General features: G+C 70.4%; 13 protein-coding genes. 8 read left to right on the forward strand and 5 right to left on the reverse strand.

What is annotated here, in order from left to right:
* Window positions 1–90: 90 nt before the first annotated feature.
* Window positions 91–1,692: an ABC transporter substrate-binding protein gene (locus tag F0Q34_RS08815; RefSeq protein WP_149811845.1), complete on the forward strand. Its 1,602-nt coding sequence runs from the start codon at window positions 91–93 to the stop codon at window positions 1,690–1,692.
* A gap of 75 nt (window positions 1,693–1,767) precedes the next feature.
* Here F0Q34_RS08815 and F0Q34_RS08820 read toward each other — a convergent pair whose 3' ends face one another.
* Genes F0Q34_RS08820 through F0Q34_RS08830 form a run of 3 tightly spaced genes read right to left on the reverse strand, consistent with a single transcriptional unit; the run spans window position 1,768 to window position 4,221 of the window.
* Window positions 1,768–2,739, reverse strand: coding sequence for a Bug family tripartite tricarboxylate transporter substrate binding protein (locus tag F0Q34_RS08820; RefSeq protein WP_149811846.1), 972 nt, complete (start codon window positions 2,737–2,739; stop codon window positions 1,768–1,770).
* A 14-nt stretch (window positions 2,740–2,753) separates the two neighbouring features.
* Window positions 2,754–3,029, reverse strand: a complete 276-nt coding sequence (catC, locus tag F0Q34_RS08825) for a muconolactone Delta-isomerase (protein ID WP_149811847.1) — start codon at window positions 3,027–3,029, stop codon at window positions 2,754–2,756.
* A gap of 40 nt (window positions 3,030–3,069) precedes the next feature.
* The gene (locus F0Q34_RS08830) at window positions 3,070–4,221 is read right to left on the reverse strand and encodes a muconate/chloromuconate family cycloisomerase (RefSeq protein ID WP_149811848.1); all 1,152 of its coding nucleotides are present in this window, start codon (window positions 4,219–4,221) and stop codon (window positions 3,070–3,072) included.
* A gap of 117 nt (window positions 4,222–4,338) precedes the next feature.
* Between F0Q34_RS08830 and F0Q34_RS08835 the strand changes: the two genes are divergently transcribed.
* A complete protein-coding gene (locus F0Q34_RS08835) occupies window positions 4,339–5,244 on the forward strand; it encodes a LysR substrate-binding domain-containing protein (protein WP_149811849.1) in 906 nt (301 codons plus the stop codon).
* A 43-nt stretch (window positions 5,245–5,287) separates the two neighbouring features.
* Here the strand turns inward: F0Q34_RS08835 and F0Q34_RS08840 are convergent, their stop codons facing one another.
* Window positions 5,288–5,611, reverse strand: a complete 324-nt coding sequence (locus F0Q34_RS08840) for an NIPSNAP family protein (protein ID WP_149811850.1) — start codon at window positions 5,609–5,611, stop codon at window positions 5,288–5,290.
* A gap of 63 nt (window positions 5,612–5,674) precedes the next feature.
* Between F0Q34_RS08840 and F0Q34_RS08845 the strand changes: the two genes are divergently transcribed.
* The 6 genes from F0Q34_RS08845 to F0Q34_RS08870 are packed head-to-tail and all read left to right on the forward strand — an operon-like array spanning window position 5,675 to window position 11,969.
* Entirely contained in the window at window positions 5,675–6,433 is a 759-nt protein-coding gene (locus F0Q34_RS08845) for a FadR/GntR family transcriptional regulator (RefSeq protein WP_149811851.1), read from the forward strand.
* 38 nt (window positions 6,434–6,471) lie between these two features.
* On the forward strand, window positions 6,472–7,611 hold the full coding sequence (locus tag F0Q34_RS08850) for a mandelate racemase/muconate lactonizing enzyme family protein (protein WP_149811852.1): 1,140 nt from the start codon (window positions 6,472–6,474) through the stop codon (window positions 7,609–7,611).
* Between the two features lie 3 nt (window positions 7,612–7,614).
* Entirely contained in the window at window positions 7,615–8,607 is a 993-nt protein-coding gene (locus tag F0Q34_RS08855; protein ID WP_149811853.1) for a hydroxyacid dehydrogenase, read from the forward strand.
* Window positions 8,604–9,779, forward strand: coding sequence for a mandelate racemase/muconate lactonizing enzyme family protein (locus F0Q34_RS08860; RefSeq protein ID WP_149811854.1), 1,176 nt, complete (start codon window positions 8,604–8,606; stop codon window positions 9,777–9,779). The genes F0Q34_RS08855 and F0Q34_RS08860 overlap by 4 nt, the downstream gene beginning before the upstream one ends.
* The gene (locus tag F0Q34_RS08865) at window positions 9,776–10,915 is read left to right on the forward strand and encodes a mandelate racemase/muconate lactonizing enzyme family protein (protein WP_149811855.1); all 1,140 of its coding nucleotides are present in this window, start codon (window positions 9,776–9,778) and stop codon (window positions 10,913–10,915) included. The genes F0Q34_RS08860 and F0Q34_RS08865 overlap by 4 nt, the downstream gene beginning before the upstream one ends.
* A 58-nt stretch (window positions 10,916–10,973) precedes the next feature.
* Entirely contained in the window at window positions 10,974–11,969 is a 996-nt protein-coding gene (locus tag F0Q34_RS08870; protein WP_149811856.1) for a Bug family tripartite tricarboxylate transporter substrate binding protein, read from the forward strand.
* A gap of 120 nt (window positions 11,970–12,089) precedes the next feature.
* On the opposite strand, the gene F0Q34_RS08875 is transcribed toward F0Q34_RS08870, so the two are convergent.
* Window positions 12,090–13,109, reverse strand: coding sequence for an isopenicillin N synthase family dioxygenase (locus F0Q34_RS08875; RefSeq protein WP_149811857.1), 1,020 nt, complete (start codon window positions 13,107–13,109; stop codon window positions 12,090–12,092).
* Between the last annotated feature and the right edge of the window lies 1 nt (window position 13,110).

Raw genomic sequence — 13,110 nt, forward strand, 5'->3', positions numbered from 1 at the left:
CCCTGAGTTTCAGCCCCCGGCCAGGCCGGGGGGCGACAGGGGACCCGTTTCCGCCGAAACTCGGACCGTCGCACAAGGAGGCAATTTCCCATGAATTCCCTGATACCGAAGTCCCGGGCCGCCCTGCTGGCCGGCACATTCGCCCTGGCCGCCCTGGTTCTGCCCCCCCGAATGGCGGGCGCACAGGACCTCACCATCGCCATCGGCGGTTCCGTCACCTCGCTGGACCCGCATTTCTACAACGCCTCCCCCAACCACAGCGCCGCCGCGCATTTCTTTGAGCGGCTGACCGATTTCGACAGCAACGCCCAGCTGCGGCCCGCGCTGGCCGAATCCTGGAAGCCGGTCGCGCCGGATGTGTGGGAGTTCAAGCTGCGCCCGGGCGTCAAGTGGCATGACGGGCGGGACTTCACCGCCGACGACGTGGCCTTCACCATCGAGCGCGCGCCCAATGTGCCGGGCAGCCCCGGCGGCTTCGGCGCCTTCGTGCGCGGGGTGAAGCGGGTCGAGATCGTCGATCCGCTGACCATCCGCTTCCACACCCCCGGCCCTTATCCCCTGCTGCCGGTGGACTTCGCCTCGCTGTTCATCGTCTCCCGCCATGTCGGGGAGGGTGCCTCCACCGACGAATACAACAGCGGCAAGGCGGTGGTCGGCACCGGCCCCTACCGCTTCTCCTCCTACACGCCGGGCAACCGCGTGCAGATGACGCGCAACGACAATTACTGGGGCGGCAAGCCGGACTGGGCCAGCGTCGATTTCCGCATCATCTCCAATCCCGGCGCTCGCACGGCCGCGATGCTGTCGGGCGATGTGGACATCATCGACACCGTTCCCACCTCCGACATCCCCAAGCTGAAGCAGGACCCGAAGCTGCAGGTGACATCGGTGCAGGGCCTGCGCCTGATCTACCTGGCGGCGGACCGCTCGCGCGACGAGAACCCGGTTTTCGTCACCGACAATGACGGCAAGCCGCTGCCGAAGAACCCGTTCAACGACCTGCGGGTGCGCCGCGCGCTGTCCATCGCCATCAACCGCGAGGCGCTGGCCGAGCGTGTGATGGAAGGCACCGCCAAGCCGGCCGGGCAATGGCTGCCGCCGGGCACCTATTCCTACAACCCGGACGTGAAGGTGCCGGCCTACGATATCGATGGCGCCAAGAAGCTGCTGGCGGAGGCCGGCTTCCCGCAGGGCTTCAAGCTGACCCTGCACACGCCGAACGACCGCTATCCCAACGACGCCAAGACCGCCCAGGCCGTGGCGCAGATGTGGACGCGCGCCGGCGTGCAGACCACGGTCGAGGCGCTGCCCTGGTCCACCTACTCGGTCCGCTCCAATCGCCAGGAGTTCGGCATCCGGCTGCTGGGCTGGGGCAGCCTGACGGGCGAGGGCTCCTATGCCCTGGTCAACATCATGGGCACCTACAGCCAGGAAACCCGCTTCGGCGCCAACAACTCCGGCCGCTACAGCAATCCGGAGCTGGACGCGCTGACGGTGAAGGCCACCAGCACACTGGATGACGCCGAGCGCGAGAAGCTGCTGCAACAGGCGGTGAAGCTGGCCATGGACGACGTCGCCCTCTTCCCGCTGCACCAGCTTGTCAACACCTGGGCGGTGAAGAAGGGGCTGAAGCACGAGCCGCGCATGGATGAGCGGACGCGCGCCATGGACATCAAGCCCGGCGAGTCCTGAGCCGCAGCGGCGGCGATTGCGGGGCCCGCGCGCCCCGCGTCGCCGCCACCCATGGGGGCGGGGCGGCCGGCGGCCTCAATCGGCCTGGATGCCGGCCTCCTTCGCCACCTTGCCCCATTTCGCCGTTTCGGCCTCGATCAGGGCTTGCAGGCTGGCACCGTCGCCTTCCATCGGCTCGGCGCCGATGATGGCGAATTTCTCGCGGATGGCAGGCTGCTGGATGGCGGCGCGCACGGCCTCCCCCAGGCGCCCGCGGGCGGCTTCCGGCAGGTTCCTCGGGGCCAGCATGGCGAACCAGGGATCGACGGCGTAATCCGCCAGCCCCGCCTCGGCCACGGTGGGCAGGTCCGGATAGGCCTGGGCGCGCCGGGTGGTGGTGGCCGCCAGCGCCCGCAGCCGCCCTTCCGCGATATGCGGCGCGGCGGAGGTGATGCTGTCGAACATGCAATCCACCCGGCTGGCCAGCAGGTCCGCGATCGCCGGGCTGGAGCCGCGATAAGGCACATGCGTCATCTCCACCTTGGCAAGGGCGCAGAACAGCGCCGCGGCCAGGTGGATAGAGGTGCCGTTGCCGGCCGAGGCATAGGTGATCTGTCCCGGGTCCTGCTTCGCGGCCGCGACCAGCCCCCGCACGTCCTGGATGGGCGAGGCGCCGGGCACCACCAGGATGTTCGGCACCACCGCGACCGGCGCGACGGCCGCCAGATCCGCCGGGCCATAGGGCAGGCGCGGATACAGGGCCGGGTTCACCGCATGCGCCATGGACACCATGAGCAGGGTCGCCTGGTCATCGGAGCGCGCCGCCGCCTCGGTTCCGATGGTGCCGCCGGCGCCGGCGCGGTTCTCCACCACGAAGGGCTGGCCGAGCGCCTCGCTCAGCGACGGGGCCAGCAGGCGCGTCATCGCGTCGATGGCGCCGCCGGGCGGGAACGGCACGATGATGCGGACCGGCCGCGCCGGCCAGGACTGCGCCCGGGCGGTGCCGACCAGGGCCGGGGTGCAAAGCGGCACGGCGCAAAGGCCGAGCAGGAGGCTGCGGCGATCCATGACCCGATCCCCCCTCACAGCGCCGACGGATGCCGCGCGAGGGCGGTCACCTGGATGTCCATCCAGGGAAACAGCGGCAGGCCGGAAAGCAGCGCGTGCAGCTCGTCATTGTCCGCCACGTCGAAGATCGAGACGTTGGCGTAGCGCCCGGCCACGCGCCAGATATGCGGCCACTTGCCCTGGCGCATCAGCGCCTGCGCATAGGTTTTCTCGCGCGCCTTGATGTCGTCGGCCTCGGCCTTCGGCATGTCGGGCGGCAGGTTCACTTCCATGGTGACGTGGAACAGCATGATGGTTCTTGTTTCCTCGGTTTCTTTGTGACTGGCCTGGTCAGGCGGGCAGCGACGTGCGGCTCCGGTCCGTGCGGAAGAAGCCGAGCTTGTCCTCGTCCAGCTCCGTGCCGATGCCGGGGCCTTCCGGCAGGTGGATGGCGAAGTCGCGGAACTCGATCCCGCTGGTGGCGAGCGTGTCGCGCAGCAGCAGCGGGCCGAACAGCTCCGTGCCCCAGGCGTGGTCGCCCAGCGTGGTGTAGAGGTGCAGCGCCGCCAGGGTGCCGATCGTCCCCTCCAGCATCGTGCCGCCGTAAAGGCCCAGCCCGGCGCTGCGCGCGATGGCGGCCACGGCGCGCGTGCCGGCCACGCCGCCATGCTTGGCGGGCTTCAGCGCCACCGCGTGGCAGGCCGCCTCCGTTACGTGGCGCAGCGCGTCCTGCGGCGTCGCGATACCTTCATCGCCCATGATGGCGAGACGCGGATTGGCGCGTTGCAGCCGCGCCATGGCGGCCACGTTCCAGGCCGCGACGGGCTGTTCCGCCATCGCCACGCCGGCTCCGGCCAGGGCGGGCAGGAAGCGGGCGGCGGTGGGCTCGTCCCAGGCCTGGTTCACGTCCACGCGGACGGAAGCCCGGCCCTCGAAGGCGCGCGCGATGGCGGCGACATGCGCCACGTCGTCCTCCGGCGCATGGGCGCCGATCTTCAGCTTGAAGTCGCGGTGCCGGCGCAGCGCCAGCATCCGCTCGCCTTCCTCGATGTCGCGCGCCGTGTCGCCGCTGGCCAGCGTCCAGGCGAGCGGCAGATGGATGGCCTGCGGCCCACCCAGCAGGTCGGCCAGGCGGATGCCCCCGGCCCGCGCCACCGCGTCGTGCAGCGCCATGGAAAGGGCGGCCTTGGCGAAGAAATTGCCGCGCACGGCGCGGGCGATCCGGGCCTCGGCCAGGTTCAGCTGCGCCGCGTCCTGCCCCAGCATCGCTTCCGCGAGATAGGTGCCGACAATGGCGGCGATGCCTTCCGGGCTTTCCTCCCCCCAGCGGGGACCGCCGATGGTGCTGGCTTCCCCATAGCCCACGACGCCGCCGGCGGTGACGCGGACGATCACCACATCCATGGCATCCACCGTGGCGAAGGACAGGTGGTGCGGGCGGATGGTCGGCACCCGGGCCGGAATCGCCTCGATGCGTTCGATCGGCAGGCGCAGGCGCGGCATGGGCGGGTCCTCCTGTTGGGCTTGCTGCCGGGCTGGGCAGCGAACCGCAGGAAAGCTGGTGAATTCCGTGCCTTCGATCAATAATGCTCCGTCGAATGGATCGTTTGAAATTCTCGAATGAACCTGAACCATCTCCGGCTGTTCCTGACCCTTGCTCGAACCCAGCATCTGGGCCGGGCCGCTGCGGACCTGGACCTGTCTTCCGCCACGCTGTCGCATCACCTGGCGGCGCTGGAGCGCAGCCTCGGCACCACCTTGTTCGACCGGGTCGGGCGGGGGATGCGCCTGACGGAAACGGGCGAGTTGCTGCGCGGCTTCGCCAGCCGCATCAACAACGAGGCCGAGGCGGCGCGTGCCGCCATCGCCGAGCAGGAGCGGGCGGAAAGCGGCACGCTGCGGCTCGGCGTGATTCATTCCTTCCACGCCAACCTGCTGCCCCGGCTGCTGGCGGAGTTCCTGTCCACCCATCCGGCGATCCGCGTCGAGGCGCGGGAGATGATCGCCAGCGACATCGAGGCGGGGCTGCTGGACGGCGCGCTGGATCTCGGCCTCGCCTTCGCCCCGGCGGGGCGGCCCGGCCTGGGCTGCGCCAAGCTTTTCGACGAGCCGCTCGTGCTCGTCACGGCGCGGAACAGCGCCTGGGCGGGCGCGCCGGCCGAGACCATCCCCCTCGCCCTCCTGCCCGCCCGCTTCGCCACCCGACGCATGATCGACGCCGCGCTGCAGGGGCGCTGGGCACCGCGGGTGGTGGCCGAGGTGGATGCCATCGGCTCCATCCTCGCTTTGGTGCGCAGCGGCGCGGTGGGCACCATCCTGTCCGCGCGCTCGGTGGTCGGAGAAGGGCTAGAATGCTGCCCCCTCACCGACCCGCCGCCGATCCGGAGCGCCGCCCTGCTGTGGTGTTCCAGCCGCTACCAGAGCGCGGCGTCGCGCGCCTTCTCCACCCTTGTCCGCGCCAGGCTGGCCGAGCAGGATGCCGCCGGCATGCGCCGCCGCCCGGCACGGAACAGGCCGCCACGCTGACCGGCGCCGGCGATGGCCCGCACCGCCCCCTTCAGGCCGCGCCTCAATCCTGCCAGAGCGGCCGCATGAAGGGCGCCGGCATCAGCAGCTTGTTTTCCTGCGTCACCACCATGGGCCGCACCTTGGCGGCATAGGCCTTCCACGCCGGATCAGCGAGCAGCCGGCCGCGGCGCTCCGTCCGCTCCGCCAGATCCGCATAGGCCCAGAGATGGATGACCTGGTTCAGCGGCCCGAACTCCGTGGAATAATACCCCACCAACCGCCCCAGGATCGGCTTCTGGATGGCAAGGCCCTCGGCCTCATACGCCGCCAGATAGGCGGCGGCCTGGCCGGGCTGAAGCGTGTAGATGCGTTCCTCGACAATCACCGGAGCTTCCTTCTTCTGGCGGAAGGCCTTGCGGCTTTCGCGCTTTGGTCTTACCAATTTGGTATGTCCAATACTGACTCAAGTCAAAAAAGCACCCTGCCTACGGCTCCTGCCCCGGCTTCCGATGAACGGAGCGGGCTGCTCGGCCGCCTGCTGACCTTCATCGCCTATCACCGGCTGCAGCCCGGCGACCGCCTGCCGGCGGAACGCGACCTGGCCGAGCGTTTCGGCGTCGGCCGCGGCGCGGTGCGGGAAGCGCTGGTGGTGCTGGAAACGCTGCGCATCGTGGAGCGGCGCCCGAATTCCGGCATCTATCTGCGCGCCGTGGAGAAGCAGGGCTCGATCGAGGCAATCGTGCTCCAGGCCGAGCTCGGCATCCCGCTGACCGGCGCCGAGGTGCGCGAGGTGGTGGAGCTGCGCCGCATCCTGGAGATGCAGGCCATGCGCCTCGCCGCCGAACGCCGCAGCGAGGATGACGTGCAGCGGCTGGACACCATCCTGGCGCAAGGCGCCGCCGCCGTGGCGGCGGGCGAGAACCTGGCCGACAACGACGCCGCCTTCCACCTGGCCATGGTGGAAGCCACGGGCAACCACGTCTTCCTGCGCGTGGTGCATGCCTTCTACCTGATGTCCCGCGGCCGCAGGCGCGCCTATTTCGCCGATGGCAACCGGGCGCCCCTGTCGCATCTCCAGCATGTGGCAATGCGCGACGCCGTGGCGGCCGGCGATCCGGACCGCGCCGAAGCGGCCATGGGCGGGCATTTGCGCGGCGTCGAAAGCTATTGGCTGGAATTGCTGGAGCGGCGCACGCGGGACGATTGACGGCGCCGCGCGGCGCCACGGGGAGGAAACGCAAAAGAATGAAGATCACCGACGTCACCTGCCATGTGCTGCAATCCAAGGTGGAGCAGCCCTTCACCTCGGCGCGGGGCTGGCTCTACACCACCCGCGCTTCCTGCATTGTCGAGATCTCGACCGATGCGGGCATCACCGGCTGGGGCGAGTGCTACGGCCCCGCCGCGGTGAACAAGACCATCATCGAGACGCAGTACCGCCAGCGTGTGATCGGCCGCGACCCCTTCGATGTGGAGGTGGTGTGGGAGGATCTCTACAACCGCATCAAGGATTACGGCCTGACCGGCATGACCATCGCCGCGCTGTCGGGCATCGACATCGCGCTGTGGGACATCATCGGCCGCGCGGTGGGCAAGCCGGCGCACAAGCTGATCGGCGGCGCGCACCGCACCGAGATCCAGGCCTATGCCACTGGCCTCTACTTCATCGACATGGACCGGCTGGTGGAGGAAGCGGTCGAGGAGGCGCGGGAATACGTTGAGCAGGGCTTCCGCGCCATCAAGATGAAGATCGGCCTCGGCGACCCGAAGCTCGATCTGCGGCGCGTGGCGGCGGTGCGGGAGGCGATCGGGCCGGATGTGAAGCTCGCCGTGGATGCCAATCACTGCTTCACCGTGCCACAGGCCATCCGCCTCGGCCGCGCCATGGAGGAGCTGGACCTGCTCTGGTTCGAGGAGCCGATCTCCCCCGAGGATCATGACGGCTATGTGGAGGTGACGCGGGCGCTCGACATGGCCGTGGCGGGCGGCGAAAACGATTTCACCCGATGGGGCTTCCGCGACGTTATCGCCCGCAAGGCGATGGACATCGTGCAGCCGGATGTTTGCGCGGCTGGCGGCATCAGCGAATGCCGCAAGATCGCCGCCATGGCCTCGGCGCATGGCGTGGAATGCGTGCCGCATGCCTGGGGCTCCGCCATCGGCCTCGCCGCCACGGTGCAGTTCCTGGCGGCGCTTCCCGATACGCCGCCCGCCTTCCGCCCCATGCCGCCCATGCTGGAATTCGAGCAAACGCCGAACCCGCTGCGCGACCATCTGGCCAAGGAGCCGATCGTGCAGAACCGCGGCACCGTCCGCGTGCCGGAAGGGCCTGGGCTCGGCATCGAGGTCGATCGCGCCGTGCTGGCGCAATACAAGGTGGCCTGAGCGATGCTTGTCGCCCTGACCGATCCGATCGACCCCGCCGGCGAGGCCGTGCTGCGCGGAGCCGGGCACGAGGTCGAGCTCGCCGCGCCGGGCGGGCTCGATGCCCTGCTGGCCCGCGCCGAGGCCGTGGTGGTGCGCCGCCAATTGCCCGACGACCTTTGCGCCCGCGCGCCGCGCCTGCTGGCGGCGGTGCGCCAGGGGGTGGGGGTGGACATGATCCCCATTCCCGACTGCACCGCGCATGGCGTTCTGGTGGCCAATGTGCCCGGCGCCAACGCGGATTCCGTGGCCGAGTTCGCCATCGCGCAGATGCTCGCCATCGCCCGCCGGGCGGAGGCGATGCACAACGCCCTGCTCGCCGATGGCTGGGACCGCGCGCGGGCGCGCACGGCGGCGGCCTTCGAGCTGCGCGGCCGCACGCTGGGCCTTGTCGGCGTCGGCGCCGTGGGGCGGCGGCTGGCGGAGATCGCCGGCACCGGCTTCCGCATGCGCGTGCTGGGCCACCGCCGCGACCGCGACGCCCTGCCGCCGGGCGTAGATTATGCATCGCTGGAAACGCTTTTTGCCGAAAGCGACTTCATCGTGCTCGCCTGCCCGCTGACGGAGGCGACGCGCGGCCTGGTTTCCAGCGCGCTATTGGGGCGGATGAAACCCGGCGCCTGGCTGCTGAACCTGGCGCGCGGCGCGGTGGTGCAGGAGGACGCGCTGCTGGAGGCGCTGCGCGGGGGCCGCATCGGCGGCGCCGCGCTTGATGTTTATGCCGCGCAGCCGCTTGCGCCGGACCATCCGCTGCGTGCCCTGTCCAATGTGCTGCTGACGCCGCATGCGGCGGGCCTCAGCCGGGAAGCGGTGCTGCGCATGAGCACCGGCGCGGCGGAGGAGGTGGTGCGCATCCTGCGCGGCGAACAGCCGCGCAACCTCGTCAACCCCGAAGCCTGGGAGGCCTCGCGCGCAAGGCGCCAGAGCCTCGGCCATCCGGAGATTGCCACGGCATGAAGATTTCCCGCGTGCAGGCCACCTGGTGCCGCGTGCCGATCCCCGAGGAACGCCGCTTCACCAGCGATTTCGGCCTGGTCTCGACCTTCGATTCCGTCATTGTCCGCATCGACACCGAATGCGGCCTCACCGGCTGGGGCGAGGCCAAGGCGGGGGTGGGCAGCGCCGCCGCCTGCGCCGGCCTCGCCGCCATCGTCAACGCGGATTACGCGCCCCTGCTGCTCGGGCAGGACCCGCGCGACATTTCCCGCCTGTGGGACGTGATGTACAACACCCCGCGCGAGGGCTACGCCATCGCCGATGGCCATGGCCTGCCGCAGCTCGGGCGGCGCGGGCTTTCGATCTCGGCCATCGCCGGCGTCGACATCGCGCTGTGGGACATCCTCGGCAAGTCGCTGGACGCGCCGGTCTGGCGGCTGCTGGGCGGGCGGCGGGCGGAGCGCATGCCGGCCTATGCCTCGGGCGGCTGGGCGGATGTCACCAAGATCGGCGCGCAGCTCAAGGGCTATTGCGACAAGGCCGGCTTCCGCGCGGTGAAGATGCGCGTCGGCGTGATGGATGGCTCGCCCGCCCGTTCCGCCGCCCGGGTGCGCGCGGCGCGGGAGGCGCTGGGGCCGGACATCCGCCTGATGGCCGATGCGCACGGCACCTGGACGGTGGCCGAGGCCCGCGCCTTCTGCCGCATGGTGGAAGACCTCGACCTGTTCTGGTTCGAGGAGCCGTGCAGCGCCGACGACAAGGCCGGCATGGCCGAGGTGCGGCGCTGTTCCACCGTGCCGATCAGCGCGGGCGAAAGCGAGTTCACCCGGCACGACTTCCGGGAGCTGGCCGAGCTGCGCGCGGCCGACGTGCTGCAGCCCGACCTCGCCATCGCCGGCGGCATCACCGAGGGGCTGCGCATCTCCGCCATCGCCTCGGCCTTCAACCTGCGCCTCGCGCCGCATCTGTGGTCCGGCGCGCCGGCCTTCGCCGCCGGGCTGCACCTCGCGGCGACGCAAAGCGCCGGCTTCATCCTGGAATACTCGCTGGGCCACAACCCGATGCTGCACGACCTGATCGAGGAGGATTTTCCTGTGGAGGACGGCCATGTCGCCATCCCCGACCGGCCCGGCCTCGGCATCACCGTGCGGGACAGCTTTCTGCGCGAATACGGACAAAGGAGCGCCGCATGAAGATCGCGGACATCGAAGCCTTCCCGACCTCCTTTCCGGTCCCGGAAAGCGCCCGCGTGGCGCTGGGCGTCGGCCGCGCGGTGAAGCGGGACGCGGTGGTGGTCAAGGTGACCACGGATGACGGCATCGTCGGCTGGGGCGAAAGCCATCATGGCCGCGCCCACACCGCCGTCGCGGCGCTGCTGCAAACCACGCTCAGGCGCCTGGTGCTGGGCATGGAGGCCACCGACACGGTGGGCGTCTGGCAGAAGATCTATCGCGGCCAGCTCGCCAGCCACGGCATGGGCGCGGGCTGCGCGCTGGCCATGTCGGGGCTCGACATGGCGCTGTGGGACATCCGCGGCAAGGCGGCGGGATTGCCGCTCTACAAGCTGATGGGCGGCGCGGCGAGGCCGGTGCCCGCCTATGCGGGCGGCGTCGCGCTCGGCTACCAGCCGGCGGAGGAGCTGATCGCGGAAGCCGCGCCGCATCTGGAAGCCGGCTACCGCGCGCTGAAGCTGCGCATCGGCGACACCGTGCCGAACGACATCATGCGGATGGAAGCGGTGCGCAAGGCCTTCGGGTCGCAGATCGACATCCTGGCCGATGCCAACACCGCCTACAGCCTCGCCGATGCGCGGCGGGTGATGCCGGCCATGGACGCGTTGCAGATGGGCTGGCTGGAGGAGCCCTTCCCCGCCCATGACCGGCACGACTACGCCGTGGCGCGCGGCTATGGCCGCACCCCGCTCGCGGCCGGCGAGAACCATTTCACCCGCTTCGAGTTCATGCCGCTGCTGCAGGACAACGCCATCGGCATCTGGCAGCCCGACCTGTCCAAATGCGGCGGCATCACCGAGGCGCTGCGGATCGCCGCCATCGCCTCGGCGCACAAGATCGCGGTGCATCCGCACAGCTCGATGACGGGGCTGAACCAGGCGGCCAGCATCCACTTCCTCTGCGCCATCGACAATGCGGGCTATTTCGAGGCCGACATCTCGCGCGGCAACCTGTTCCGCGACGCGCTGGTCAGCGAGCCCTGGCGGATCGGCGCGGATGGCTGCGTCCGCCCGCTGGAGGCGCCGGGCATCGGCGTCGAGGTCGATGAGGCATGGCTGCGCGCCCATCCGGCCATGGAGGGCCCCGGCTACGTCTGACCCATTCCCGCGGTGACCGCCCCGGCAGAGGGCGGCGCCGCCTCAACAGGAGGCGTTCATGACACAGCATACGAGGCGGAGCCTGCTCCGCCATTCCGCCGCCGCGGCCGTCCTGGCCGGCGGCCTGCCGCGGGCCGCCGGGGCCGCCGCGCCGGCCCCGTTCCTGAACCACGAGGTGCGGTTCCTCAACGCCTTCGCGCCGGGCGGCACCTCCGACCTGATCGGGCGCATCCTGGCGGAGCAGCTGTCGAAGCAGGTCGGCCAGAACGTGGTGGTGGAGAACAAGACCGGCGGCGGCGGCGTCATCGCCACGCAGGAGCTTGTGCGCAGCGCGCCTGATGGCCACACGCTGCTGCTTGTTTCGATGGGTATCATGACCATCACGCCGCAGATGCAGTCCGTGCCCTATGACGTCGAGAAGGACTTGATCCCGGTCGCCAACATCGCCTCGGTCTACAACATCCTGGTGACCGGGCCGCGATCCGAGATCCGCAGCTGGCAGGATCTGGCGCGGCTCGCCAAGGCAGGGAACCGCGCGGTCAGCTGCGCCACGGTGGGCGCGGGCTCCAGCCAGCAGCTTTCCTGCATCCTGTTCTCGGCCCTGACAGGCGCGCAGATCACCCAGGTGCCCTATCGCGGCGGCGCGCCGGCCATTCTCGACATTTCCAGCGGGCGGGTCGACGTGATGTTCGGCAACATGCCGGAATTCCTGGGCCAGATCCGCGATGGCGGGCTGCGCGCGGTTGCCTATGGCGCGCCCTCCGCCTCGCCGCTGATCCCGGACCTGCCGGTGATCTCGCAGGACGGGCTGCCGAAATTCGTGATCCCGAGCTGGTTCGGCGTCGCGCTGCCGCGCGGCACGCCGCAGGCGGTGGTGGACCGCTGGAACACGGAGCTGAACCGCGCCCTGGAAACGCCCGAGGTCCAGCGCCGCTTCACCGAGAACGGCCTGCAAAGGATCGGCGGCTCGCGGGACGATTTCCAGGGCCACATCGCCACCGACCGCGCGCGGTGGGGCGCCATCATCCGCGAGCACAACATCCGCGCCGACTGACCGGGCAACCGCCCACCGGGATGCCCGCGCGAAGCGCCATGGCCCCACCTCGCAGGGCCATGGCATCGGAGAAGCATCCGGCCGCCTCCCCCTATGGAGGGCGGCCGGATGCGGCGCGCCCTAGCCGGCCACCGCCAGCAGATCGGCATGGTGCCGCTGCGCCACGTCCGGGTGGGAGCGCAGGCGGCCCTTGAGGTAGTTCTCGCCCACATTGCGGAACAACGGGTTGTCCGGGTCCGCCGTGGGGCCGGTCGCCTCGGCCGCCAGATGCGGCGGCAGCGCCAGGACGGGCACGGTGGAGTCCAGCCGCGCGCCCAGGAAGAAGGCGACGGACAGGCGGTCCCGGCCCCGGGGGCTGACAACGCGATGCACCGTGGCCCGCAGGTAACCGTTGGAGGCCAGCTCCAGCAGCTCGCCGATGTTCACGATGAAGGTGCCGGGGACGGGCACGGCGTCGATCCAGCCATCCTTGCCCTGGACCTGCAGCCCGCCGATCTCGTCCTGCAGCAGCAGGGTCAGCAGGCCGCTGTCCTTGTGGGCGCCGACGCCCTGGTCGCTTTCCGCGTCGTCGCGCGCCGGGTAGCGGATGATCTTCATGGTCTGGTTCGGCGCGCCCTCATAGATCGGGGCCAGGGCGTCGGGGGATTGTTCCAGCGCCTCGGCGAAGGCGCGGACCAGGCGGATCGCCACCCCGGTCAGCGCGGCCTGCCAGGCCAGCAGCACCTCCCGCAGCCGGGGCTGCGCCGCCGGCCACTGATTCGGGCCCTGCAGGCGCGTCCAGGCCGGGGCGCCGTCCGTCTGCGGCCAGGGCTCGCGCTCGGCATGGATGTCGAATTGCTCGCGCCAGTCCTGCTTGCCGCGGGTGAGTTCCTGCCCGGCGCGGTTGTAGCCGCGGAAATGCGGCGAATGGATCATCTGCACGGCCAGCTTGTCCGCTTCCGGCAGGGCGAAGAAGCGGTTCGCCTCGGCCACCAGATCGGCTTCCAGGGCGGGATCGACGCCATGGCCGGTCAGGTAGAAGAAGCCCACATCGCGGGCCGCGGCCCGGAGATCGGCCAGAAAGGCGGCACGCGAGACCTGGTCGCCCTCCAGGCGGCGAAGGTCGAGCAGGGGAAGGGCGAAATCGGCATCGGCTGGCATG

The organism is Teichococcus oryzae (assembly GCF_008386565.1).
GTDB classification, from domain to species: Bacteria; Pseudomonadota; Alphaproteobacteria; order Acetobacterales; family Acetobacteraceae; genus Pseudoroseomonas; species Pseudoroseomonas oryzae.